Source organism: Stenotrophomonas sp. YJH_SMC_37 (assembly GCF_059370035.1).
Window position 1 is genome coordinate 1 of the sequence record NZ_JCAFTG010000021.1, and the last position, 23,419, is coordinate 23,419.

The window sequence follows — 23,419 nt, forward strand, 5'->3', positions numbered from 1 at the left end:
CTCGGCGATTTTCTTCGACGAGGCTTCGATGGCCGACATGGTGGTAACCACCTGGCCGACCACCTCACCGCCCTGCGAGGCGACGCCATGGGCGCCGATGGCGAGCTGGTTGGCCTGGCGGGCGTGTTCGGCGTTCTGGCGCACGGTGGAGGTCAGTTCCTCCATCGAGGCGGCAGTCTCTTCCAGGTTGGCGGCCTGCTGCTCGGTACGGCGCGACAGGTCGCTGTTGCCGGACGCGATCTCGCCAGCGGCGAGGGTGATGCTGGAGGCACTGGCCTGGATCTGGCTGACGATCTGGGTCAGCTGTGCGACGGTGGTGTTGGCGTCGTCGCGCATGCGCGCGAACACGCCGTTGAACTGGCCGTCCATGCGTGCGGTCAGGTCGCCGGCGGCGATCGACTGCAGCAGCTGCGAGAGCTGGCCGAGGTTGCCGTCGGCGACCTGCATCATGCTGTTGAGCTGCTCGATCATCACGCGGAAATCGTGATCGAAGCGCTGCGCGTCACCGCGCTGGCTGAAGTCGCCCGCAGCGGCGGCCGAGGCCAGGTGCTGGATCTGCGTATTGATGGCCAGCAGGCTGGCCTTGGCGGCGTCCATCGATTCGTGCAGGATCGCGCGGCTGCCGGGCAGGCGGCGGGCGTCCGGAGCAAGGTTGCCGATGGCGTACTGGTTGAGCACTTCAATGGCATCGACGATCGCATCGAGGTGTTCGAAGATCACCGTGTTGATGCCGCTGGCCAGCTGGCCGTAGACGCCCGGGAAGTCTTCCGGAATACGGTGGCTGATGTCCGGGCCGGCATGCATCTGTGCCATCAGCTGCGTCTGCTCGCTGAAACGGCGCAGCATTGCGGTCATTTCGGCCGTGGCCGTAAGCATCCTGCCGGCTTCGTCCCTGCTGGTGGCCTGGGTGCTGACGCTGAGATCGCCGCGGGCGACCGCCTGGATGGCATGCACGGCCTTGCCCAGCGGGCCGGTGACCGCGCGCGAGATGACGATGGCCAGCGCGGCGGCCACCAGCGACAGCAGGATGATGCAGCCGATGATGGCGATCATGCTGTTGCGATGGGTGGCGTTGGCGTCGGCGATCTTGCCGTCCATCTGCCCGGCGATATGGGCGCCCAGTGCCTTCATCGCAGCGAACAGGTCGCGGCGCGCCGGGCGTGACTGCTCGTCGGAGATCTGCCGCGCCAGGGCGCCGTCACCGGCGGTCACGGCGTCGCGCATCGCCTTGTTGGCGGCGAAGTAGCGATCCAGTTGCGCGCTGGCTGCGCGATACAGTTCACGCTCCTTGTCCAGCGCCGGCAGCGCCGCGTACGCCGCCAGTTCGTCATGTACGGCCTTGGCGGTGTCGTCCATGCGCTTGTTGTAGTCGGCCACCTTTTCCGGCTGGTCGAGCATGCTCAGCTGGGCCAGTTCGTAGGTGCGGAACTCCCCGAGCTGCGAGCGCGCCTCGCCCAGGTGCTGGACCGAGGGGATATCGTTGCCAGCCATGTCGCGTAGCTGCGCGTTGGCTTCGCTCAGTCGCAGCAGGGCGAACGCGCCGAGGATCAGGGTCATCAACGTGGTGAGGGTGAACCCCACAGCCAGCTTGCGGGCGATGGGCAGATCTTGGAACCACTTCATGCAGGGTGCTCCAGGTGGGCAGAGTGCCGGCGTCTGTGCGCCGGTTTGGGGGTGGTTGCAGAGCGAACGGTGGTTCCCGGTGGGGTTCGGTGACGGCCGTCAATGCGAAATAGCGGCGCAGTCTCGATGGACTTTATGGACGCAGATCACATTCGGATGCGTAGGGAGGGCAGCACGGAAGCGTTGCAGCGAAGCGGTTTTCGATTGGATGAAGTGGTTGCGACAGCAACTAGCGTGCCGACGGAGTTCACGATTTGGTTTCGGGGTGCCGTCCCGCAGTCAGATTCCGTTCCTGCGGAAGGGAATCTGACCCCACTGGCAGGGCGAACACAAACGAAAACCGCCGCCCCGAGGGGCGGCGGTCCATGGTTCGCATGCAGCGTGGATCAGGCCGCCTGCGGCATCCGCAGCGAGCGCACCAACCCACCGATGTCGACGATCAGCGCGACCCGGCCGTCGCCGAGGATGGTGGCGCCGGATACTCCGCCGATGCGGCGGTAGTTGTTCTCGATGTTCTTCACCACGACCTGCTGCTGGCCGACCAGTTCGTCCACCTCCAGCGCAATCTTCTGGCCATCACCTTCGACCACCACCACCAGCGATTCGCTGCCGGGTGCGCGGTTGCCGTAGCCGTAGTACTCGCTCAGCGAGAGGATCGGCAGGTACTCGCCACGCACGCGCAGCACGCGGCCCTCGCCGGCCATGCTGCGGATGTCCTCGGCCTGCGGCTGCAGCGCCTCCAGCACGTACGCCAGGGGCAGGATCAGGGTTTCGCCGGCCACTGCTACGGTCATGCCGTCGAGGATGGCCAGGGTCAGCGGCAGGCGGATCAGCGTGCGGGTGCCGGTACCGAGGCTGCTTTCGATCTGCACCTCGCCGCCCAGTGCCTGGATGTTGCGGCGGACCACGTCCATGCCGACACCACGCCCGGACAGGTCGGTGACCGCATCGGCCGTGGAGAAGCCTGGCTGGAAGATCAGGTCCCAGACCTGCGAATCGGTCGGGTTGTCCGGCACGGCCAGGCCGCGTTCGTGAGCCTTGGCCAGGATCTTGGCGCGGTCCAGGCCACGGCCATCGTCGCTGACTTCGATGACGATATGGCCGCCCTGATGCGAGGCCGCCAGGGTGATCGTGCCGGTCTCGTCCTTGCCTGCACCGCGGCGCACGTCGGGCATTTCCAGGCCGTGGTCGATCGAGTTGCGCACCAGGTGCACCAGCGGATCGGCGATCTTCTCGATCAGGCCCTTGTCCAGCTCGGTACCTTCGCCGACGGTGCGCAGGCGCACCTGCTTGCCGAGACGGCTGGACAGGTCGCGGACCAGGCGCGGGAAACGGCGGAACACCGCATCGACCGGCAGCATGCGCACGCCGATTACCGCTTCCTGCAGGTCGCGGGTGTTGCGTTCAAGCTGGTCCAGGCCGGCGAACAGGCTTTCGGCGTGGACCGGGTCCAGTGCGTGCGAGACCTGCTTGAGCATGGCCTGGGTGATGACCAGTTCGCCGACCAGGTTGATCAGCGCATCGACCTTGTCGACGCTGACGCGGATCGAGGTTTCCGCTTCCTGGTTGGCGCCGCCACTGGCGGCTGGCGCGGCAGGTGCCGACGGCGCCGCTGCCACCGGAGCGGGGGCAGCTGCGGCCGGGGCCTGGGTGGCCAGGCTTGGCGGCGCGGCCGGACGGATGTCCAGTTCGCAGTCGTCCAGCACCCAGGCGAAGGTGTCTTCGATCTTGCTGCGCGGCACCTTGCCGACCAGGCCCAGATCCCACGCCAGGTGGGCCTCCAGCGGGTCGAGCTGGGCGAAGCCGGGCAGGCGTTCCATGCGCGCGGCGACCTGCAGCGAGCCGAGGTGTTCCAGCTCGCGGATGATGCGCAGCGGGTCGTTGCCGCTCATGAACAGCGACGGCGCCGGAGTGAATCCGATCTGCCAGGCTTCGGGGGTATCGTCCACCTTGGCCGCTGCCGCGACCGGAGCGCTCGATGCGGCCTGGCCGGAGAGAACGGCTTCCAGGCGCGCCTTCACTGCGGCGACAGCGGCGGGGTCGGCAGCCTGGCCGTGTTCGGCTTCGCGCAGCAGGGCGCGAAGCACGTCCACCGAAGACAGCATGGCGTCGACGGCATGGCCTTCCAGCGCCCGCTTGCCGGCACGCAGCTCATCGAGCAGCGTTTCCAGCACGTGGGTCAGGCCGGCGATGGCATCGAAGCCGAAGGTGCCGGCGCCGCCCTTGATCGAGTGGGCGGCGCGGAATACCGAATTGATGATCTCCGCGTCCTGCTGCCCCGATTCCAGGGCCAGCAGGCCAGCCTCCATCGCGTCGAGGCCTTCGCGGCTCTCCTCGAAGAAGGTGGCGTGGAAGCGTTGCAGGTCCATGCTCATGGCATTGGTGGTCCGGAAGCGAAGAAGGGAAGCGGTGGGGGGCGATCAGCCCAGCACTTTCTGCACGGTGGCGACCAGCTGTTCCGGATTGAACGGCTTGACCAGCCAGCCGGTGGCACCGGCGGCCTTGCCTTCGGACTTCTTGTCGGCGGCCGATTCGGTGGTCAGCATCAGCAGCGGGGTGAACTTGTAGTCCGGCAGCTGGCGCAGTTCGCGGATCAGCGCGATGCCGTCCATGTTCGGCATGTTGACGTCGGTGACCACCGCGTTGAAGCGCTGGCCCTTGGCGCGACCGAGCGCGACCGCGCCGTCTTCGGCTTCTTCGACGGCAAAACCGGCCGAGGTGAGGGCGAAGGAAACCATCTGGCGCATCGACGCCGAATCGTCCACCACCAAGATACGTGCGCTCATGCAGCGTTCTCCACAGATTTCAGGTTGTCATGGGTTGCGTCCAGGCCCAGGGCCTGGGTGACGCCCAGCAGGCGCGCGGCGTCACGGAAGGTTGCGGTGCAACCGTGGAAGCCGGTGCCCAGGCCGGCCTCGCGGCGGGCCTGCACGAATGCACACAGCACCTGCACGGCGGCCGTGTGGATGCGGGCGACCTGGCTTGCATCCAGGGTCAGCTCGCCTGCCTGCGCCACCAGCGGGGCGAGGCGGTTCTTGAGCTCGGTGCTGCTCTCGATGCCGAGATCCCCACCCAGTTCGACAGTGCTCATCGTTGCTCCGGACAAACGGTTCCGTGATCCATAACGGCACCCCGGCAGGGTTCTTTAGGGGAATCGACGCGTTGCGTCCCCGACAGGCACCGCGTCGGCGCAAAGCGCCGACTCAACTCAACAGCCGTGTGGCGTCGAGCAGGATCATCGGACGCTGGCTGACCCGGGCGACGCCACGGAACAGGTCGTTGGAAATCTGGCAGATGCGCGCGGTATCAGGCGGCTCGATCTGCGAGTCGGTAAGGTTGGCGACATCTTCCACCGCCGATACGCGCAGGCCGATGGTTTCGCCGTCTTCCTCCAGCACCACGATGCGGGTCTGCGAATCGTCTTCGGCAGCGGCCGCACCCAGGTGCAGGCCGAGATCCATCACCGGTACCACCTGGCCCCGAAGGTTCATGATGCCGAGCATCGCTGGTGCGGTGCCGCGCAATGGCAGCAGGGGAACTGGCAGCACCACTTCCTGCACCTTCAGCAGTTCCAGCGCATAAGCCTGGGCGCCGCAACGCAGGCGCAGCCAGCGCGAGGTGCGCTCGCCGGCGCGGCGGTTCTGCGGATGCGGGCTGCTGGCGGGCTGGAGAGCCTGTGCCTGCAGTTCCTGCCAGGTGCCGGGACGGTTGGTGGCCGGGGCATCCACGGCAACGCGGGGCGGCGGCGCGACGGCAGCGGGCGCAGCCGGGGCAGGCGCGGGCGCAGGGCGCGGCGCCGGGGGCGCTACCACGGCCGGGGGCGGCGTGGGGACATCCGCGCCGCCGGCAGCGGCCTCGAACGCTGCCTGCAGGCCGGGGCTGTCAGTGTGGGCGAGGTGATGGCTGTCGGCCGCGTCGGTCTCGTAGATCACTTCGTCGGGCAGGTCGTCCCAGGTGGGCTCCGGGTCGGCCTTGGCCGGGGCCGTCTCGTGGATCACCTCGTCAGGCAGATCATCCCAGGTCGGTTCCCGCTCGGGAGCGGCGACCGGCATTGCGGCGGCCTCGAAGGCGGCCTCCAGTGCTGCGTCGTCCTCTGCCGGTGCAACGGCAACAGTCTCCGTTTCGTAGATCACCTCGGCAGGCAGATCGTCCCAGGTGGGTTCGCGCCCGGCCGTTGCGGCGGCCTCGAAGGCGGCTTCGAGCGCGGCGTTGTCCGCGGCAGGCGCCGCGGCGACGGTGTCGGTTTCGTAGATCACCTCGGCCGGCAGGTCATCCCAGGTCGGCTCATGGTCCGGTTGCGATATGCTGGCCGGGGCCGGGGCGACGCTGTCAGGCGTTGGAAGCACGACGGCCGGAGCGATCGCTTCGCCCAGCAGTTCGTCCAGATAGTCGTCCAGTACGCCGGTGCTGTTCATGCGGCCTGCTCCAGGGCGCGGGCATCCTCACCGAGGATCCAGTTCAGTGCGCGGCGATAGGCGGCCAGGCCGCGGCCCGGGTACTCCTCACCAACGCTGGGCAGGGTCAGGCCTGCGGCATTGCTGATGCGGGTGTCGATCGGAATGGCGTCTTCCCACACGCGGGTGCCATGACGATCCTGCATGGTGCGCAGCGACTCGTTGCCGGCGCGGGTGCGGCGGTCGAACAGGGTCGGCAGGATCGAGATCGGCAGCGGGCGGCGGCGCGAGCGCTCGACCATCTCGCCGGTGCGGACCATGCCGTCCAGGCCATGCAGGGCCAGCGGCTCGGCCTGGGTGGGGATGATCAGGCGGTCGGCAGCGGCCAGCGCGTTGATCATCAACAGGCCAAGGGTGGGGGCACAGTCCAGCAGGATGTAGTCGTGCTGGCCCTGGTGGCGCGCCAGTGCGTTCTGCAGGGCCAGGCCGAGGCCGGGCTGGTTGGCGCTGCGGCGCTCCAGCGTGGCCAGCGCCGACTGCGCGCAGACATAGTCCAGGCCTTGGATGCTGCTGGCATGGCACAGGCTGGAAAGATCGGCCGGCGGAGCGCCGAACAGTTCCAGCACGCCGGCCGGCGGCGGATCCACCGGTACGCCGAAGGCGCGGCTGAGCGAGGCGTGCGGATCGAGATCGATCAGCAGCACGCGATGGCCCAGCGCGGCCAGGCCGCGGCCGAGGGCGAGGGTGGTGGTGGTCTTGCCGACTCCGCCCTTCTGGTTGGCGATTGCCCAGATGCGCATCGGTTTACTCCTTCATTGCCGGGGGAACGGCGGCGCCGACGCGGCTGCCAGCCGGCACCGGCGGCAACTTCACCGGTGCGATGGGGGAGGTGGGGGCGCTGGCCGGAGTTGCGGCGGCTTGTTCGGTGGTGCTGTTGTCGACGGCGCCGGTGGCCGCATTGAGGCGCTGGCCGAGCGGATCCACCGAATGCGAGGTGTCGGCCAGGATGATGACCATCACCCGGCGGTTGCGGTTGCGCCCCTGCGCGCTGTCGTTCTCTTCGCGCGGACGAAACTGGCCATAGCCGACCATCGCCAGCCGCGACGGCTGCACGCCCTGGTCGGCGAACAGATGCACCACGCTGGCGGCGCGTCCGGCCGACAGTTCCCAGTTCGAAGGGAAGGTGGCGGTGGCGATCGGCACGTTGTCGGTGTGGCCTTCCACGCGCACGCTGTTGGGCACGTCACGCAGCACCTCGGCGAGGCTGGCCAGCGTCTGCCGTGCATGCACGTCCAGCGCGGCCGAGCCGGTGGGGAACAGGATGTCGCTGTTGATCTCCACTTCAATCCACAACTCGGTGCGGCGCACGCTGATCATGCCGCGGTCGATCAGCGGCGCCAATGCAGCGGTGAGGCGGTCGGCGATGCTGTTGAGCTGGCGCTCGGCACGGGCGATCTGTTCCTGGTTGTGCACGGAGACCGGCATGCGCATCTGCGAGGCCATCGACGGCAGCAGGGTCGGGTCGTGCGACGGCGCCGGCGCGGAGGGGCCGATCTTGGTGCCGGACTTGATCACCGAAGGGCTGTCCCAGCCGCCACCCTGCACCTGCTTGTTCCCCACCTGCACCGGGTTGATGGTGCGCGGTGCGCCACCGAAGGCATCGGTGAGCGCGTCGGCCATGATCCGGTACTTGCCCTCGTTGACCGAGGAGATCGCGTACATGACCACGAAGAAGGCGAGCAGCAGCGTCATCAGGTCGGCATAGGGGATCGCCCATGCTTCATGGTTGGCGTGCTCTTCGTGGTGCTTGCGGCGGGCCATGTCAGTGCAGGAAGCCGGAAAGGTTGGTTTCGATGTTGCGCGGGTTCTCGCCCTGGGCGATCGAGATCAGCCCTTCAATGACCATTTCGCGGTCGCGGGTGTTGTGCGAGATCACACTCTTGAGCTTGGCAGCCACCGGCAGGAACAGCAGGTTGGCCGAGGCGATGCCGTAGATGGTGGCGGTGAACGCGGCGGCGATGCCGTGGCCGAGCTTGCTCGGGTCGGCCAGGTTCTTCATCACCGCGATCAGGCCGAGCACGGCGCCGATGATGCCGAGGGTCGGGGCGTAGATGCCCATCGCTTCGAAGACCTTGGCGCCGGCCTGGTCCTGGTGTTCCTGGCTGCCCAGTTCGATTTCCAGCATGTGCCGCATCGATTCGGGCTCGACGCCGTCCACCAGAAGCTGCAGGCCCTTGCGCAGGAACGGGTCCTGCTGCGCTTCCACCTGCGATTCCAGACCCAGCAGGCCCTGGCGGCGGGCGATGTTGCTCCACTCGACGATCTGCTGGATCAGTTCGCGGCGATCACTGTGTGGCGGGCGTACGACCCAGCGCACGATCTTGAACGCATGCTTGAACACCGCCGGCGAGGTATGCAGCAGGATCGCGGCGACGGTGCCGACGATGACGATCACGAACGCCGCAGGCGACCACAACGACGCCAGGCCGGCGCCCTTGAGGATGCTGCCGCCGACCAGCGAGGCCAGGGCGAGAAAGAGTCCAATGAGGCTGAGTCTATCCATGGTTCCGGTATCGGCGTGTATGAATGGGACTTGAGACACCGGTAGATCGCGTACAGACGGTAGTCACAGTTTTTCGGGTCGCCGGGCATGGCCCTGGCGGGGTTCAACGCAGCCCGTCCACGTCCAGGATCAGGGCCATGCGACCATCGCCGATCAAGGTTGCACCGGCATAACCGCGCAGGCCGCGCAGGGCTTTTGGCAGTGGCTTGATGACCACTTCCTCACGCCCGCGCACCTGGTCCACGACCAGCCCGAAGCGGGCTTCGCCGGCCTGCAGCACCACGATGGTCAGCAGGGTTGACGCGGCCGGCGTCACATCCAGCCACTGGCGCAGGTCGACCAGCGGCAGGGTGTGCGAGCGGCGATCAAGCACGGCGCGGCCATCGAACCAGCCCAGCGAGGTGCGCGGCGCGTGCAGCACTTCCATCACGCGTGCCAGCGGTAGCGCGTAGACGTCCTCGCCGGCCTGCACCAGCAGGGTCGGCAGGATCGCCAGGGTGAGCGGCACGCGGATCAGGAAGCGGCTGCCACGACCCAGTTCCGACTGGATCTGGATCTGGCCGCTCAGTTCGCGGATGCGCGACTGCACCACGTCCATGCCGACGCCACGGCCGGAGATATCGGTGACCTGCTGCTTGGTCGAGAAGCCCGGCAGGAACACCAGGTGCAGGCACTCCTCGCTGCTCAGGCGGGCGGCGGCTTCCGGATCGATCAGGCCCTTCTCGCGCGCCTTGGCGCGCAGCTTCTCCGGGTCGATGCCGGCGCCATCGTCCTGCACCTCGATGCTGACGTAGTCGCCTTCCTGCTGCGCCGACAGGCGTACATGGCCCATCCGCGGCTTGCCTTGTGCTTCGCGCAGGTCGGGCATTTCCACGCCATGGTCGATGGCGTTGCGGACCAGGTGCACCAGCGGGTCGGCCAGGGCCTCGACCAAGTTGCGGTCGAGCTCGGTCTCGGCACCGATCAGCTCCAGGTCCACTTCCTTCTTCAGCGAGCGGGCAACGTCGCGGGCGACCTTGGGGAACCGCGAGAACACCTTGCCCACCGGCTGCATGCGGGTGCGCATCACCGCCGATTGCAGGCGCGCGGTGGCGATATCCAGCGTCGACACGGCGCGGTCCAGCTCTTCATCTCGCAGGCGTGCACGCAGGGTCTTGAGCCGATTGCGCGACAGCACCAGTTCGCCGATCAGGTTGACGATCGCGTCCAGGCGTTTGGTATCAACGCGCACCGTGTGTTCGGCCTCGGCCAGCGGCTTGGCCGCCGGCTTGGCCACGGGTGCCGGTGCAGCGACCGGGCGCGGCGCGGGCGCCGGCGCCGGTGCCAGGACTGCAGCAGGCTTGGCACCCGGTGCGGCGCCACCGTGCAACTGGTCGAGCAGGGCTTCGAACTCGTCCTCGCTGATCAGGCCGTCGTCGGCTTTTTTTGCCGGCGCGATCGCAGTCGGAGCATTGCCACCGTGCAGCTGGTCGAGCAGCGCCTCGAATTCGTCGTCGGTGATCAGGTCGCTGCCCCCCGCGGCGGGTGCTGCGGCGGCGGCGGGCGCAGCCACGGCACCCCCGTGCACGTCGAACTGGGCGATCAGGTCCGGCGGCGCATAGCCCGGCTCGGTGCCGGACGACACGGCGTCCAGCATCGACTGCAGGTAATCCAGTGATTGCTGGGCCGCGTCGAAGTGGTGGGCCTGCAGCACGGCCTGGCCGGCGCGCGCCGCGCCCAGCGCCTCCTCAGCGGCGTGGCACAGCTCGACCATGGCAGTGACGCCGAGGAAGCCGGCGCCGCCCTTGAGCGTGTGGTAGCCGCGGAACACCGCATTGAGCTGGTCGCTGTCCTGCGGTGCCTGCTCCAGCGACACCAGCTGTTCGCCGAGGCGGTCCAGGATCTCCTGCGCCTCGATGATGAAATCGGCAGTGATGTCGTCGGATACCGCGCTCATGCTTACAGCCCCAGATCCGACAACAGGTCGTCGGCGTCGTTCTGCGAGACCGCGTGGCGGTCCAGTCCCTTCAGTGCCGGCCCGGCCAGTGCCGGGTCGGTGCGATGCTGTTCCGGCGGCAGGCCGAGTGCGCCGAAGCCCTCGTGCACGCGGCGGACGATGCCGACCACGCGACGGATGATCTGCCCGGTCAGGTCCTGGTAGCTCTGGGTCAGGGCGATCTCGGTCAGGTTGTGGCGGATGCGCTCGAGCTGCGCGTCCTGGCCTGGCTGCAGGCCTTCGGCACGCAGCTGTTCGGTCAGGCTGCGGCATTCCTCGGCCAGGTCCAGAGTGCGGTGGGTGGCCTGTTCGGTCATCGCCACCACGTGGTCCAGGCGCGCGCAGGCGTCATCCAGTTCACCGGCCTCGCTGGGCACGGTCGGCAGTTCACCCAGCGCCTGTCCCAGCTCGCGGGCCAGCCGCGACAGGCCGCTCATCATCGGCTGCGTGCGCAGCGCGACCAGTCCGTCGATGCGTTGCCGCCAGGCAGCTTCGTCACCGGACTCCAGTGCGTCCAGGGCTTCCTGCAGGCGCAGGGCGAGGGCGTTCTTGTCGACCGTGGTATCCATCAGGCGCTGGCCGCCAGGCGTTCGAAGATCTTGCCGAGCTTTTCTTCCAGCGTCTGCGCGGTGAAGGGCTTGATGATGTATCCGTTCACGCCGTTCTGGGCGGCTTCGATGATCTGTTCGCGCTTGGCTTCGGCAGTGACCATCAGCACTGGCAGGGTCTTCAGCTTGGCATCGGCGCGGATCGCCTTGAGCAGCTCGATGCCGGTCATCACCGGCATGTTCCAGTCGGTGACGACGAAATCGAACGACTGGCTCTGCAGCAGCGACAGCGCGGCATGCCCGTCCTCGGCTTCGGCGGTATTGGTGAAGCCAAGATCGCCCAGCAGGTTCTTGACGATGCGACGCATGGTCGAGAAGTCGTCGACGATCAGGATGCGCATGTTCTTGTTCAAAGCAGAGTTCCTTTGTTGTTCATTCCGGGTGGCCGGGGGCAGCCGCCTCGGGCATGTTCACTCTTCCAGGCCGGCGTCGGCCGCCTCGAAAATCTTCAATCGTCCACGCAGGCGCAGCACGGCCTGGCCGTGGATCTGGCAGACCCGCGACTCGCTCACGCCGAGCACCGCGCCGATCTCCTTCAGGTTCAGTTCCTGCTCGTAATAGAGCGAGAGCACCAGCTGTTCGCGCTCGGGCAGGTGGCCGATGGCCTTGCCCAGCTCGCGGCCGAACTCGCCGCGCTCCAGCACCTGCTGCGGGGTCGGGCCGCCCTGGGCGACGGTGTCCAGCTCGCCCTGGTCCTCGATGCGTGACTCCAGGCTCAGCACCTGGCCACGCGCGGCGTCTTCCATCAGCCGCAGGTATTCGGGCAGCGGCATCTCCATCGCGGCGGCCACTTCGGTGGCGCTGGCGGCACGGCCGGTGCTCTGTTCCAGGCGGCGGATGGTGGCAGCGGCGTCGCGTGCGCGGCGATGCACCGAGCGCGGCACCCAGTCGCCACGGCGGATCTCGTCGATCATCGAACCGCGGATGCGGATCGAGGCGTAGGTCTCGAACGAGGCGCCCTGGTCGGCGTCGTAGCTGCGCGACGCTTCGATCAGCCCCATCATGCCGGCCTGGATCAGGTCGTCCACCTCCACGCTCGCCGGCAGGCGTGCGGCCAGGTGGTGGGCGATGCGCCGCACCAGGTCCGAGTGCTGGGAGATGACCTCGTTGGCCGCCGAGCGCTGGACCTCCCGGTACTGGGCTGCGCCTTTCATGCGGCCACCCCGCGCTGCTTGAGAATGCGCTCGAGGAAGAACTCGACGCCGCCACGCGGTTCGGTCGGCGCCTGCCAGCGTGCGGTGCGGCGCGCGATCTCGGTGATCGCCAGCGCGGCCGGGCTGGACGGGTAGGCCTTTACCACTGGCTGCTGGCGCTGCACCGACAGGCGCAGCCAATCATCCTGCGGCACACAGCCCAGATAGTTCAGCGAGACATCGGCGAGGAATTTCTCGCAGACCCGGGTCAGCTTTTCGTACAGCACGCGGCCCTCGTTGGGGTCGCGCACCATGTTGGCCACCACCTGGATGCGGTCCACGCCGCGCTCGCGCGACAGCACCTTGATCAGCGCATAGGCGTCGGTGATCGAGGCCGGTTCGTCACAGACCACCACCACGGTGTCCTGCGCGGCCTGGCAGAAGGTCAGCACGCCGTCGGTGATGCCGGCGGCGGTATCGACCACCATGATGTCCAGCTCGCGTTCCAGTTCGGAGAACACGTTGACCAGGCCGACATGCTCGGCCGGGGCCAGCTCGGCCATGTGCCGGCGGCCGGAAGCGGCCGGGACGACCAGCACGCCGTTCGGGCCTTCGACGATGACGTCGTCCAGCGAGCAGCGGCCGGCCACCAGGTCGGCCAGCGTAAAGGTGGGGTTCAAGCCCAGGATCACGTCGATGTTGGCCAGGCCCAGGTCGGCGTCCAGCAGCAGCGTGCGCTTGCCCATGCCCGCCAGCGCCACAGCCAGGTTGGCCGAGACGTTGGTCTTGCCCACGCCGCCCTTGCCGCCGGTCACCGCGATGGTGCGCACAGGGCCGAGCGGCTCGCTGCGGGTGGCCGACAGCGGGAAGGTCTTGGTCAGCTTGGCGTACTCACGCGACGGCATGGTTCAACTCCGGGTTGCAGGGCATATCGGCCGCTCGGCGCAAATCTTCAAGGCGAAGTACGAGATTGGCTGCACTGGCCCGGTGCAGGTCCTCCGGGACGTCCTGGCCATCGGTCACCCAGGTGATCGGCAGGGCATGGTCCACGGCCACAGACAGGGCGTTGCCGAAGCGGCCGGTCTCGTCCAGCTTGCTCAGCACCAGACCCTGCAGGTTGGCGGCGCCGAAGCGGCGGACCACCTCGTCCATGTCGCCGAAGCTGGTATTGGCCGGCAGCACCAGCAGGGTGCGCACCTGGCGGGCGGCACGCAGCCACTGCAGCTGGGCGGCCAGCGCGCGGTCGCGCGGGCCCAGGCCGGCGGTGTCGATCAGCACCAGCTTGTAGTCCTTCAGGCGTTCCAGCAGCTGGTCCAGGTCGGTGCCGCTGTTGGCCTCGTGCACCGCGATGCCGAGCTGGCGGCCGTAGCCGTACAGCTGCTCGCGGGCGCCGATGCGGGCGGTATCGGTGGTGACCAGGGCGACGTCACGCGGCGCGTGCTTCTCGGCGAATCGCGAGGCCAGCTTGGCGATGGTGGTGGTCTTGCCGGCGCCGGTCGGGCCGACCAGGGCGATCACGCCGCCTTCTTCCAGCGGGTCGACCGGGGCGATCGGCAGCTTGCGCGAGATCAGCCCCAGCATCAGGCCGCGGCCACGATGGGCTTCGGTCTCCAGCGGGATCTGCATGGCCACGTCGCGGGCCAGGCCGGCATCGAAGCCATATTCGTCCATCAGGTCCAACGCGGTGGCGCGCACCGGGCAGCCGCGCAGGCGCTCGTCGGTGAAGCGGTTCATCTCGCGCTCGATCACCTGGCGCATGCCGGCCACTTCCTGGCGCAACTGGCGGATCTCGGCGTCGTCCTGGGCGACCACCGTCAGCACCGGAGCCGGAGCCAGGGTGGGGGCCGGCGCGGTTTCGACAATGGCATCGGCCAACGCCGGTTCGCTGGCGGCGCTGGCCGGCTGCGCGTCGGCGACGGCAGCGGTCGGCAGCGGCGGCGGCTGCACGGCCGGCGCCACGCTTTCGTGATGCGCCTCGTGCGGCGGATCGATCGGGAAGCGGGCGCGGTTGGCCGGCACGGCGGCGGCCGGTGCAACGATGGCCTCGGCGAACGGCGCGAAGATCTGTTCCGGCAGCGCCGGTTCGTTGACGGCGGCACGCGCGAGGGTGGCCGCAAAGCCGGTGCTGCCGCGGGTCGGCACGATCTCGTCGGCGCTGTCCAGGGTGCGGCCGGTGGCGCCGACCGCGGCGCGGGCGAGGGCGGCCACCGCCGAGGTGGTGGCGGCGACCGGCTCCGGTGCCGGGGTGGCGCTGCGACGGCGGGTGACGGCGGCGATTACCGCATCGGCGGCGGTGCGCGGCTTGGGCGCCGGCGGCGGCGCCACGTCGCGGCGCGAGGCTTCCAGCGCACGCTGCACGGCGCTTTCATCGTAGTTGGCGGCGGCGACGATCTCGATGCCTTCCTCGATCCGGCGGTTGGACAGGATTACGGCATCAGGACCATGTTCCTTGCGCACCAGGTTCATGGCCGAACGCATGTCGGCGGCGACGAATCGTTTGATTTTCATGCTGTGGTCACGAGGCGAAGACGGCGGAGTGGCGGCCGGGGAACTCGGGTGGTCGGTGGTCTGCACGGTGCGGGTTCCCCTTGGTATCTGTCTGTTGCGTTGGTTCGAAGGTGGTGTCTGTTTTCTGGCGCGTCGGCGGGCGGCGTCAGCTGATCGTTCCGACCAGCTTCAGGCGCTTGTCCTCCGGCACCTCGCTGTAGGCCAGGACCGACAGCGACGGAACGCTGTGGCGGACCAGGCGTGCCAGCGCAGCGCGCACCGGGCCAGGTACCAGCACGACCGCGGGCTCGTTGCGGGCTTCCTGCTTGCTGACACATTCGGCCAGGCTCTGGTGCAGTCGCTCAGCGAGTCCGGGTTCCAGCGCGGCGCCGTTGCCCTGCGTGGACTCCTGCAAGACACGTTCCAATTGCGGGTTGAGGGTGAACACCGGCAGCTCCGCCGACATTCCGGCGATCTCCTGCACGATGAAGCGGCCCAAGGCGGTGCGCACGGCGGCGGTCAGCACGGCCGGGTCCTGGCTGCTGGGCGCATGTTCGACCAGTGCCTCGGCGATCTTGCGCAGCTGGCGGATCGGAATGCGCTCGACCAGCAGGTTCTGCAGCACGCGCACCACCGCCGACAGCGGCAGCGCCTTCGGCGTCAGATCTTCGACGAGCTTGGGCGCGCTCTTGGCCAGGTTGGCCAGCAGGTGTTGCACTTCCTCATGGCCGAGCAACTCAGGTGCGTGCTCGCGGATCAGGTGCGAAAGGTGGGTGGCGACCACGGTGGCCGGGTCGACCACCGTGTAGCCCAGCGTTTCGGCCTGGGCACGCTGGTGCGGTTGGATCCAGGTGGCATCTAGGCCGAACGCGGGGTCCTTGCCGGCGATGCCTTCCAGCGTGCCAAGCGCGCTGCCCGGGTCCAGCGCGAGCTCGCGGTCGGGGTGGATCTCGGCGGTGGCCACCGGCACGCCGTGCACCAGCACGCGGTAGCCGTTGGCGGGCAGTTCCAGGTTGTCGCGGATGTGTACCGATGGAATCAGGAAGCCGACATCCTGGGTCAGCTTGCGGCGCACGCCCTTGATGCGCGCCATCAGTTCGCCGCCCTGGTTGCTGTCCACCAGCGGAATCAGCCGGTAGCCGACCTCCAGGCCCAGCGGATCGACCGGGCGCAGTTCGTCCCAGCTCAGTTCGGCGGTGGGCGCCGGCGCGGCCGGGCGGCCGAGGGCGCTGAGCGCCGCCGGGTCCTTGCCCGTTGCGGCGGCATCGGCGGCCGGGGCCTGGGTCTTGCGGTACAGCTTCCAGGCAATGAAGCCGAGGATCGACGCCAGCGTCAGGAAAGCGACGTTGGGCATGCCCGGCACCAGGCCCACCAGGCCGATGATGCCGGCGGTGATCGCCAGCGCCCGGTATTGGCCAAACACCTGGCCGGTCATGGCCTGGGCCATGTCCTGCGAGCGCGAGGCGCGGGTGACCAGCATCGCCACCGCACTGGAGACCAGCAGCGCCGGCAGCTGGGCCACCAGGCCGTCACCGATCGACAACAGGGTGTAGGTGGCAGCGGCTTCACCGAAGGGCATGCCATGCTGCAGCACACCCACGGCCAGGCCGCCGAGCATGTTGATGAACAGGATCAGGATGCCGGCGATGGCGTCGCCGCGGATGAACTTGCTGGCACCGTCCATCGCACCGTAGAAGTCGGCTTCCTCGCGGACTTCTTCGCGGCGCAGCTTGGCTTCTTCACGCGTCAGCAAACCGGCGTTGAGGTCGGCGTCGATCGCCATCTGCTTGCCGGGCATCGCGTCGAGGATGAAGCGCGCGGTCACTTCCGAGACCCGGCCGGCGCCCTTGGTGATCACCACGAAGTTGATGATGGTGAGGATCGCGAACACCACGATGCCCACCGCGTAGTTGCCGCCGATCACGAATTCGCCGAAGGCGGCGATGACCTTGCCCGCGGCATCGTGGCCGTTCTGGCCGTTGAGCAGGATCACGCGGGTGGAGGCCACGTTCAGCGCCAGCCGCAGCATGGTGGTGATCAGCAGCACGATCGGGAAGATGGTGAAGTCCAGCGGGCGCTTCACGTAGACCACCGCCAGCAGCACCATCAGCGAGATGGCAATGTTGAAGGTGAACAGCGCATCGAGCACCGGCGCGGCCAGCGGCACCACGACCATGGCCAGCAGGGCCAGCACGATCAGCGGCGCGCCAAGACCCTGGCGGATCATTTCCAGGGCGCGGCGGGTGTTGAAGCCGGTGGAGGGCTGGGCGCTCACGGGCGGCCTCCCTTGCCGAATTCATCCACCTGGATGTGCGGGGCGTCCGGCATCGGGCCAGTGCGCCACGCGCGCAGCTGGTAGACGTAGGACAGGACCTGGGCGACGGCCGAATACAGTCTCACGGGGATTTCCTTTCCGAGTTGGCCCTCCCGATACAAGGCGCGTGCCAAAGGTGGGGCAGAGACGATCGCGACCTTGTTGCCGTCGGCCACTTCACGGATGCGCAGGGCGGTCTCGTCCACGCCCAGGGCGACCACGGTGGGGGCGTTCATGGCGCCGCCCTCATACTTCAGGGCCACCGCGTAGTGGGTGGGGTTGACCACCACCACGTCGGCGGTGGGTACCGCTTCCATCATCCGGCGGTTGGCCATCTGCTGCTGCAGCTGGCGGATGCGGCCCTTCACCTCGGGGCTGCCCTCGCTTTCCTTCATTTCCCGGCGCAGCTCTTCCCGGGTCATCTTCAGCTTGCGCATCCAGTTCCAGCGCTGGTACGGCGCGTCGATGGCGGCCAGCACCAGCATCGCGCCGGCGGTGGCCAGCAGCAGGCGCAGGGTGAAGCCGAGGCCGTCGGTGATGGCCGTCTCCAGCGGGTGGTGGATCAGGCCGCGCAGGGTGTCAAAGCCGGTCCAGACCACCAGCCCGGCGGCGACGCCGACGAAGGCCACGCGCAGCAACGATTTGGTGAATTCGGCAATGGCCTCCGGGCCATACAGGCGCTTGAACCCGCTCATCGGGTTCATGCGGTTGATGTCGGGTAGCAACGCCTTCTGCGACCAGCGCAGTCCGCCCATCACCAGCGGGGCGACGAAGCTGGCCAGCAGGCAGACCAGCACCAGCGGCGCGATCACCAGCATGAACTGCAGCAGCAGGTCGCCGAAGTGGCCGAACAGTTCCTTCGGGTTCTGCCGCAGGCTCTGTTCCGGGCTCAGCGCCTGCTTCATCCAGGCCGTGGCGCCGCGGCCGATCGAGCCGCTCATCGCCATCACCGCCAGCACGCCGGCGCCGAACACGGCGGCCGTGCCGAGCTCGCGCGAGCGCGGCAGGTTGCCCTGTTCGCGGGCGTCGCGCAGGCGTTTTTCGGTCGGTTGTTCGGTCTTTTCGCCGGCGGATTCGTTCTCGGACATCACGGGCACTGCGGCAGGGGTTGCCGGGGTGCGTGCAAGAACCGTGCCGCTATCCGTCAGCCGCGAACGGCAGCACTGTGTGTCTGCTCCTGCTCATTCTGGCGTTCGCAGTGCTGTATGCGCTGCCGCGCTATCGCATCCAGACGGTGAGGAAGATCGTTCAACTGCTGCTGTACAGGGGGCAGCTAGCAGCTACATGAGGCATGATGCCAAGACACGCAGAGAGAAGGGCGGTGCTGAATGGGTTGCAGGATGGGATATCGCAGCAATGAGCTTTGACATAGTCGTTTTGAAGCTGGAAGACCTCGGTGAAGAAGACCTCTCCAATGTCGAGGCTGTGCAGGACATCGGATGTCCCCAGGCCATAATCGCATCATTGGAGTTGGTGTTCCCCGGATGTGTCCAAGGTGCATTCTCGGATGGTGAGCGCTACTCGCTCGAGTCCGCTCTGAATGGAGACCCGGTGAGCTCCATACACCTTACTCTTCGATTCGGTCGAGCATGGTCTGAGGCAGCCAATTCTGAGTTCATGGCCCTGCTTTCAACACTTTGCCAGCGGTTGCAGTCAGTCGCGTTTGCCGTCTCCGACAACTCGAGGATTACCCCTCCCTGCTGAAGCGGACGATCTTGCTCGCGACAACGGCATGGGAGGCCAGGGCTCGTTGAGCATCGGGTGACTGGCAGGAGGAAGCATCCCCAAGATGAAGCTGGATGGCTTGCCGGCACGTCAGCGTTCGACCTGGTCGCTCCAGGGATGACGCAAATGGCAACGTCGACGTTACCGTGAATTTCGTATTCCTGCAGAAGAGTCCAGAACTCTTGCAGACAACCAACGCACCCTCCGACCATCAGGTCGGTGCGCCGAGCGCATCTCAGCAGGCCATCACCTGTTGCATCGCCAGGTGGATTCAGCGTCCCCCACCTTCGGGCGCTTTGAAGCCGGTGCTCAGCTCGATCCGCGGCCGCGGCAGGTCGTGCAGCTGCATGAAGCGCGCCGCGTCGACCGGGCGGCCGAGCAGGTAGCCCTGCAGGTAGTCGCAGCCCAGGCGCTCCAGGTAGGCGCGCTGGGCGGTGGTTTCCACGCCTTCGGCGACGATGTCCATGTCCAGCGCATGGCCCAGCGCCACGATCGCCGAGACGATCACCACGTCCTCTGCACTGTGTTCCAGGTCGCGCACGAACGCATGGTCGATCTTGATCTCGGTGGCCGGCAGCCGCTTCAGGTACAGCAGGCTGGAATAGCCAGTGCCGAAGTCATCGATGGATATGCCTACGCCCAGCGCCGACAGCGCCTGCAGCAGGCGCAGGCTGGTGTCGGTATCGCGCATCACCGTGCTTTCGGTGATTTCCAGCACCAGGTGGCGCGGAGCGATGTTGTGGCGTTCGATCATCGCGCGCACATCCTGCAGCAGGTGCGGCGAACTGAACTGCACCGGCGACAGGTTCACCGACATCGACCAGCCTTCGTGACCGGCATCGTGCCAGCGCCGCAGTTGCAGGCAGGCCTGGTCCAGCGCCCAGCGCCCGATCTCGTTGATCGCGCCGCTGCGCTCGGCCAGGCGGATGAACCGATCGGGCGGAATCAGGCCATGCTCCGGATGGTGCCAGCGGATCAACGCTTCGGCACCGGCCACCTTCTGCGTGGCCACGCGGATCTTGGGCTGGTAGTGCAGGAACAGCTGCTCGCTGCCAATGGCCCGGCGCAGGTCGGCCAGCAGCCGGAACTGTTGTTCGGCGCTGTCATTCATCCAGTCGGCGAACAGCACGAAGGCGTTGCGTCCGGATTCCTTGGCCTGGTACATCGCCGCATCGGCAAACGCCATCAGCTGCCGTTCGCTGGCAGCGTGGTCGGGGCAGATTGCCACGCCGATGCTGGCGGTTACCTGCAGTTCGTTGTCCGGCAGCAACGGGCCGCTGCCCACCGCCTGCAGGATGCGCCGGGCGAGGGTGGGCAGGTCCTCGTCGTGTTCGATGCGTACCACCAGCACGAACTCGTCACCGCCCAGTCGTGCCAGCATATCGTTGGGCCGCAGCAGCTGGCGGGTGCGCTCGGCCACCGCCACCAGCAGTGCATCGCCGGCCTGGTGGCCGTAGGCATCGTTGACCTGCTTGAAGCCGTCCAGGTCCATGAACATCACGGCGAAACGGCTGCCGCCCTGCTCGGCCTCGGCCAGTGCCTGCACGATGCGACGCTGCAGCAGCAGGCGGTTGGGCAGGCGGGTGAGCGGATCATGCAGTGCGGCCTGGGTCAGTTCCTGCTGCGCATCGGTCAACGAGGTGCTCAGCATGGAGTTGCGCAGTCGCAGCAGCTGCGCCTCCACCCGCTGGTCCAGCCAGGACACCACCAGCACCACCGCGAGGATCGCCACGGACAGCACCACCACCAGCATGGCCAGCCATTCGCTCTGCAAGCCGTCGCCGACGGCTGCGCCGCAGATGCTGCCCTCCGGAAAGCGAGCAGCGGCCATGCCGGTGTAGTGCATGCCGACGATCGCCAGGCCGAGCAGCCCCGCCGCGGCCAAGCGGTCGCCGATACGGGTGCGCTGCCCACGCAGGCGGAACGCAACATACAGGGCTGTCCACGAGGCGGCGACCGCCACCATCAGTGATAGCAGCAGCCAGCCCGGGTCGTAGTCGATGCCTGGCTGCATGCGCATTGCGGCCATGCCGACGTAGTGCATGCCGGCGATGCCGGTGCCCATCAGCAGGGCACCGCCGGCCAGCCGTGGATGCGGCAGAGTACGCAGCGAGACCAGCCACAGTGCGAATACCGACGAAGCGATCGCCAAGGCCAGCGAGAGCAGGGTGATCGGCAGGTCGTAGCCGAGCGGAATGGGCAGATCGAAGGCGAGCATGCCGATGAAGTGCATCGACCAGATGCCCAGGCCCATGGCGAAGCCACCACCGAGGCGCCACCACCAGGCCGCGGCCTTGCCGGGCGCGGTAATCGTGCGCCCGGCCATTGCCAGTGCAGTGTAGGAAGCCATCACGGCTACCAGCAGCGAGATTGCGACCAGCCACGGGTTGTACGTGCCTACCAGCATTCGTCAGTCTCCCGGACCGGCCTGTCGACGGAAACCACGGTGGGGCATGCATGAGGCAGGCCGACGCAGGGCGGCGGCCACGTGCGGCATCCCCCCGGTTGCCGCGCATTCACTCTAACGCGCAGACCCGGGGGAAGGGCAAGCAGTAAAACGTGAAATTGCGCCCCGTAGAGCCGAGCCCATGCTCGGCTGCCGCTCCTGCCGAAGACAGCCGAGCATGGGCTCGGCTCTACAGAGACAAAGGCATGGCAAGCAGTAAAACGTGATGATCAGGTCAGTGTGTGACCGCGTCCGCAGCCTGGAAGGCGGCATCGAACAGGCGCTGTACCGGCGGGCCCATTTCCCCGGCCAGCAGCGCCAGCAGGAACAGACCCAGCAGCAACGAGACCGGCAGGCCCAGCTGGATCGGATTCAGCGCCGGAGCGGCCCGGGCCAGCACGCCGAACGCCAGATTCACTGCCAGCATCGCCACCGTCAGCGGAATCGCCAGGGTCAGTGCGCCGCGTAGCACGGTCAGCAGGAAAGTCGGGGCGATGCTGAAGAACGCGTGCGGGTCCGGCAGCGGAGCGCCGATCGGCAGTGCGCGATAGCTGTCCACCAGCAGCGAGATCAGCGCCAAGTGGCCGTTGGCGGTGAAGAACAGCAGCCCGAACAGCAGATAGAACCACTGTCCGATCACGCCGGAGGTACCACCGCGCAGCGGGTCGCTCATCTGCGCGAAGGCCAGGCCGGTGCCCTGCGCGATCAGTTCGCCCGCCATCGCACCGGCTTCGAACACCAGCCGCAGCAGGAAGCCGATGGAGACGCCGATGGCCAGCTCGCGCGCGATGGTCAGCACCGTGGCGGCGTCGAAGCCGGTCCAGTCCGGCACCGGGGGCAGCAGCGGGGCCAGTGCGATGGCCAGGGTGCCAGCCAGCACCACGCGCACCCGTGACGGGACGGCGCGGGTCCCGACCATCGGCATGGCCATGGCCACAGCGCCGATGCGCAGCATGGTCCACAATACGGTGCCGATCATGCCGAAGGCCTGAAGGCCGTCGGCAGCCATCTGGGTGGCGGCGTCCATCGAAGCGCGTGTCCTAGCCGATCAGGTGCGGAATTCGCTGGAACAGCAGCGTGGTGAATTCAACCAGGTGGCCGATCAGCAGGCTGCCCAGCGCGAACAGCACCGCGGTCAGTGCCGCCGCCTTGGCGACGAAGGCGATGGTCGGTTCGTTGAGCTGGGTCGCGGCCTGCACCACGCCCACCACCACGCCCACCACCAGCACGGTGAGCAGCAGCGGGCCAGCCACCCACAACACGGTGATCAGGCCGCCACGCAGTTCAGTCAGGGCAAGTTCGGGAGACATTCGGGGGTCCATCTGCTCTTGTAGAGTCGAGCCATGCTCGACTGCGCTTTGCGCGGGATATCAAGCCGGATTGAAGCTGGCTGCCAACGTACCCACGGTCAGCACCCAGCCATCCACCAGCACGAACAGCAGAATCTTGAACGGTGCCGACACCAGCATCGGCGACAGCATCATCATGCCCATCGACATCAGCACGCTGGCCACGACCAGGTCGATGATCACGAACGGGATGAAGATCAGGAAGCCGATCTCGAAAGCGGTTTTCAGCTCGCTGGTGACGAACGAGGCGACCAGTACCGGGAACGGGATCGCATCGGGGCTGGCGTAGGTGCCGTGCCCGGCGATGCCGGCGAAGGTCATCAGGTCGGTCTCGCGGATCTGCGCCAGCATGAAGGCGCGCAACGGCGTGGTGGTCAGCGTCCAGGCGGTCTGGAAGTCGATCTCGCCATTGAGGTACGGCGCCATGCCGGTGCTCCAGGCCTTGTCCCAGGTCGGCATCATTACCATCGCGGTGAGGAAGAGGGCCAGGCCCAGCAGCACCTGGTTGGACGGGGTCTGCCCGGTACCCAGCGCCTGGCGCAGCAGGCCCAGCACGATGATGATGCGGGTGAACGAGGTCAGCACCAGCAACATCGACGGGATCAGGGTGATCGCCGTCATCAGCAGCAAGGTCTGCAGCGGCAGGCTGACCGGTGCACCGCCGATCTTGCCCACGTTGATGTCCGGCAGCGGCGTGTTCGGGGCGCCGGGCGCGGCGAACGCCAGTGCCGGCAACAGGCACAGGGCAAGCATCAGCAGCCACGGCATCACGGTGGCAAGACGGGTACGGGTGACACGCATG

At 67.6% G+C, this 23,419-nt stretch carries 21 protein-coding genes; 1 reads left to right on the forward strand and 20 read right to left on the reverse strand.

All coding sequences use genetic code 11. The features are described 5' to 3' along the window. The 16 genes from AC5P8J_RS19395 to flhB all read right to left on the reverse strand — a co-directional run. A partial coding sequence (locus AC5P8J_RS19395; protein WP_495217070.1) for a HAMP domain-containing methyl-accepting chemotaxis protein occupies nt 1-1,623 on the reverse strand: 1,623 nt, incomplete at its 3' end. 386 nt (nt 1,624-2,009) lie between these two features. Beyond that, complete coding sequence (locus AC5P8J_RS19400) at nt 2,010-3,998, reverse strand: chemotaxis protein CheA (protein WP_049397386.1); 1,989 nt, start codon at nt 3,996-3,998, stop codon at nt 2,010-2,012. 45 nt (nt 3,999-4,043) lie between these two features. Then, nucleotides 4,044-4,409 (reverse strand): response regulator, encoded by a 366-nt coding sequence (locus tag AC5P8J_RS19405; protein WP_005409521.1) that lies wholly within the window; start codon nt 4,407-4,409, stop codon nt 4,044-4,046. Then, the gene (locus AC5P8J_RS19410) at nt 4,406-4,714 is read right to left on the reverse strand and encodes an STAS domain-containing protein (protein WP_019659587.1); all 309 of its coding nucleotides are present in this window, start codon (nt 4,712-4,714) and stop codon (nt 4,406-4,408) included. Before AC5P8J_RS19410 ends, AC5P8J_RS19405 begins: the two co-directional genes overlap by 4 nt. Before the next feature lie 112 nt (nt 4,715-4,826). Further along, nucleotides 4,827-6,038, reverse strand: coding sequence for a chemotaxis protein CheW (locus AC5P8J_RS19415; protein WP_494540128.1), 1,212 nt, complete (start codon nt 6,036-6,038; stop codon nt 4,827-4,829). Next, the gene (locus tag AC5P8J_RS19420; protein WP_019659589.1) at nt 6,035-6,817 is read right to left on the reverse strand and encodes a ParA family protein; all 783 of its coding nucleotides are present in this window, start codon (nt 6,815-6,817) and stop codon (nt 6,035-6,037) included. The genes AC5P8J_RS19415 and AC5P8J_RS19420 overlap by 4 nt, the downstream gene beginning before the upstream one ends. A 4-nt stretch (nt 6,818-6,821) precedes the next feature. Continuing rightward, complete coding sequence (motD, locus tag AC5P8J_RS19425) at nt 6,822-7,838, reverse strand: flagellar motor protein MotD (protein ID WP_049397376.1); 1,017 nt, start codon at nt 7,836-7,838, stop codon at nt 6,822-6,824. A 1-nt stretch (nt 7,839) separates the two neighbouring features. Beyond that, the gene (locus tag AC5P8J_RS19430; RefSeq protein ID WP_010482457.1) at nt 7,840-8,580 is read right to left on the reverse strand and encodes a flagellar motor protein; all 741 of its coding nucleotides are present in this window, start codon (nt 8,578-8,580) and stop codon (nt 7,840-7,842) included. Nucleotides 8,581-8,683: 103 nt separating this feature from the next. Continuing rightward, nucleotides 8,684-10,516: a chemotaxis protein CheA gene (locus AC5P8J_RS19435; RefSeq protein WP_026346971.1), complete on the reverse strand. Its 1,833-nt coding sequence runs from the start codon at nt 10,514-10,516 to the stop codon at nt 8,684-8,686. A gap of 2 nt (nt 10,517-10,518) precedes the next feature. After that, nucleotides 10,519-11,124, reverse strand: a complete 606-nt coding sequence (locus tag AC5P8J_RS19440) for a protein phosphatase CheZ (protein ID WP_019659591.1) — start codon at nt 11,122-11,124, stop codon at nt 10,519-10,521. After that, nucleotides 11,124-11,516 carry a chemotaxis response regulator CheY gene (gene cheY / locus AC5P8J_RS19445; protein WP_019659592.1) on the reverse strand — a complete coding sequence of 131 codons (393 nt, stop codon included), beginning with the start codon at nt 11,514-11,516 and terminating at the stop codon, nt 11,124-11,126. Before cheY ends, AC5P8J_RS19440 begins: the two co-directional genes overlap by 1 nt. A gap of 57 nt (nt 11,517-11,573) precedes the next feature. Continuing rightward, complete coding sequence (locus AC5P8J_RS19450) at nt 11,574-12,317, reverse strand: RNA polymerase sigma factor FliA (protein ID WP_019659593.1); 744 nt, start codon at nt 12,315-12,317, stop codon at nt 11,574-11,576. Next, nucleotides 12,314-13,201 carry a MinD/ParA family ATP-binding protein gene (locus tag AC5P8J_RS19455; RefSeq protein ID WP_005409532.1) on the reverse strand — a complete coding sequence of 296 codons (888 nt, stop codon included), beginning with the start codon at nt 13,199-13,201 and terminating at the stop codon, nt 12,314-12,316. Before AC5P8J_RS19455 ends, AC5P8J_RS19450 begins: the two co-directional genes overlap by 4 nt. Then, complete coding sequence (flhF, locus tag AC5P8J_RS19460; RefSeq protein WP_026346972.1) at nt 13,188-14,804, reverse strand: flagellar biosynthesis GTPase FlhF; 1,617 nt, start codon at nt 14,802-14,804, stop codon at nt 13,188-13,190. The genes AC5P8J_RS19455 and flhF overlap by 14 nt, the downstream gene beginning before the upstream one ends. A 145-nt stretch (nt 14,805-14,949) precedes the next feature. Further along, nucleotides 14,950-17,010 carry a flagellar biosynthesis protein FlhA gene (flhA, locus tag AC5P8J_RS19465; protein ID WP_180832666.1) on the reverse strand — a complete coding sequence of 687 codons (2,061 nt, stop codon included), beginning with the start codon at nt 17,008-17,010 and terminating at the stop codon, nt 14,950-14,952. Nucleotides 17,011-17,054: 44 nt separating this feature from the next. Continuing rightward, the gene (flhB, locus tag AC5P8J_RS19470; protein ID WP_134732470.1) at nt 17,055-18,185 is read right to left on the reverse strand and encodes a flagellar biosynthesis protein FlhB; all 1,131 of its coding nucleotides are present in this window, start codon (nt 18,183-18,185) and stop codon (nt 17,055-17,057) included. A gap of 196 nt (nt 18,186-18,381) precedes the next feature. On the opposite strand from flhB, the gene AC5P8J_RS19475 reads away from it, so the two are divergent. Beyond that, on the forward strand, nt 18,382-18,801 hold the full coding sequence (locus AC5P8J_RS19475; protein ID WP_235643019.1) for a hypothetical protein: 420 nt from the start codon (nt 18,382-18,384) through the stop codon (nt 18,799-18,801). 292 nt (nt 18,802-19,093) lie between these two features. Here the strand turns inward: AC5P8J_RS19475 and AC5P8J_RS19480 are convergent, their stop codons facing one another. The 4 genes from AC5P8J_RS19480 to fliP all read right to left on the reverse strand — a co-directional run bounded on the left by AC5P8J_RS19480 (nt 19,094) and on the right by fliP (nt 23,418). Beyond that, on the reverse strand, nt 19,094-21,229 hold the full coding sequence (locus AC5P8J_RS19480) for a putative bifunctional diguanylate cyclase/phosphodiesterase (protein ID WP_207049056.1): 2,136 nt from the start codon (nt 21,227-21,229) through the stop codon (nt 19,094-19,096). Nucleotides 21,230-21,503: 274 nt separating this feature from the next. Further along, nucleotides 21,504-22,295 (reverse strand): flagellar biosynthetic protein FliR, encoded by a 792-nt coding sequence (gene fliR / locus AC5P8J_RS19485; protein ID WP_049397365.1) that lies wholly within the window; start codon nt 22,293-22,295, stop codon nt 21,504-21,506. 13 nt (nt 22,296-22,308) lie between these two features. Continuing rightward, nucleotides 22,309-22,578 carry a flagellar biosynthetic protein FliQ gene (locus AC5P8J_RS19490; protein ID WP_005413254.1) on the reverse strand — a complete coding sequence of 90 codons (270 nt, stop codon included), beginning with the start codon at nt 22,576-22,578 and terminating at the stop codon, nt 22,309-22,311. A gap of 60 nt (nt 22,579-22,638) precedes the next feature. Then, nucleotides 22,639-23,418 carry a flagellar type III secretion system pore protein FliP gene (gene fliP, locus AC5P8J_RS19495; RefSeq protein WP_207049057.1) on the reverse strand — a complete coding sequence of 260 codons (780 nt, stop codon included), beginning with the start codon at nt 23,416-23,418 and terminating at the stop codon, nt 22,639-22,641. Nucleotide 23,419: the final 1 nt, after the last annotated feature.

Bases quoted from the DNA above. Each gene is read 5' to 3' on its own strand.
- AC5P8J_RS19400 (WP_049397386.1), bottom strand. From the start codon at position 3,998: ATGAGCATGGACCTGCAACGCTTCCACGCCACCTTCTTCGAGGAGAGC.
- AC5P8J_RS19405 (WP_005409521.1), bottom strand. From the start codon at position 4,409: ATGAGCGCACGTATCTTGGTGGTGGACGATTCGGCGTCGATGCGCCAG.
- AC5P8J_RS19410 (WP_019659587.1), bottom strand. From the start codon at position 4,714: ATGAGCACTGTCGAACTGGGTGGGGATCTCGGCATCGAGAGCAGCACC.
- AC5P8J_RS19415 (WP_494540128.1), bottom strand. From the start codon at position 6,038: ATGAACAGCACCGGCGTACTGGACGACTATCTGGACGAACTGCTGGGC.
- AC5P8J_RS19420 (WP_019659589.1), bottom strand. From the start codon at position 6,817: ATGCGCATCTGGGCAATCGCCAACCAGAAGGGCGGAGTCGGCAAGACC.
- motD (WP_049397376.1), bottom strand. From the start codon at position 7,838: ATGGCCCGCCGCAAGCACCACGAAGAGCACGCCAACCATGAAGCATGG.
- AC5P8J_RS19430 (WP_010482457.1), bottom strand. From the start codon at position 8,580: ATGGATAGACTCAGCCTCATTGGACTCTTTCTCGCCCTGGCCTCGCTG.
- AC5P8J_RS19435 (WP_026346971.1), bottom strand. From the start codon at position 10,516: ATGAGCGCGGTATCCGACGACATCACTGCCGATTTCATCATCGAGGCG.
- AC5P8J_RS19440 (WP_019659591.1), bottom strand. From the start codon at position 11,124: ATGGATACCACGGTCGACAAGAACGCCCTCGCCCTGCGCCTGCAGGAA.
- AC5P8J_RS19450 (WP_019659593.1), bottom strand. From the start codon at position 12,317: ATGAAAGGCGCAGCCCAGTACCGGGAGGTCCAGCGCTCGGCGGCCAAC.
- AC5P8J_RS19455 (WP_005409532.1), bottom strand. From the start codon at position 13,201: ATGCCGTCGCGTGAGTACGCCAAGCTGACCAAGACCTTCCCGCTGTCG.
- flhF (WP_026346972.1), bottom strand. From the start codon at position 14,804: ATGAAAATCAAACGATTCGTCGCCGCCGACATGCGTTCGGCCATGAAC.
- flhA (WP_180832666.1), bottom strand. From the start codon at position 17,010: ATGATCCGCCAGGGTCTTGGCGCGCCGCTGATCGTGCTGGCCCTGCTG.
- flhB (WP_134732470.1), bottom strand. From the start codon at position 18,185: ATGTCCGAGAACGAATCCGCCGGCGAAAAGACCGAACAACCGACCGAA.
- AC5P8J_RS19475 (WP_235643019.1), top strand. From the start codon at position 18,382: ATGAGGCATGATGCCAAGACACGCAGAGAGAAGGGCGGTGCTGAATGG.
- AC5P8J_RS19480 (WP_207049056.1), bottom strand. From the start codon at position 21,229: ATGCTGGTAGGCACGTACAACCCGTGGCTGGTCGCAATCTCGCTGCTG.
- fliR (WP_049397365.1), bottom strand. From the start codon at position 22,295: ATGGACGCCGCCACCCAGATGGCTGCCGACGGCCTTCAGGCCTTCGGC.
- AC5P8J_RS19490 (WP_005413254.1), bottom strand. From the start codon at position 22,578: ATGTCTCCCGAACTTGCCCTGACTGAACTGCGTGGCGGCCTGATCACC.
- fliP (WP_207049057.1), bottom strand. From the start codon at position 23,418: ATGCGTGTCACCCGTACCCGTCTTGCCACCGTGATGCCGTGGCTGCTG.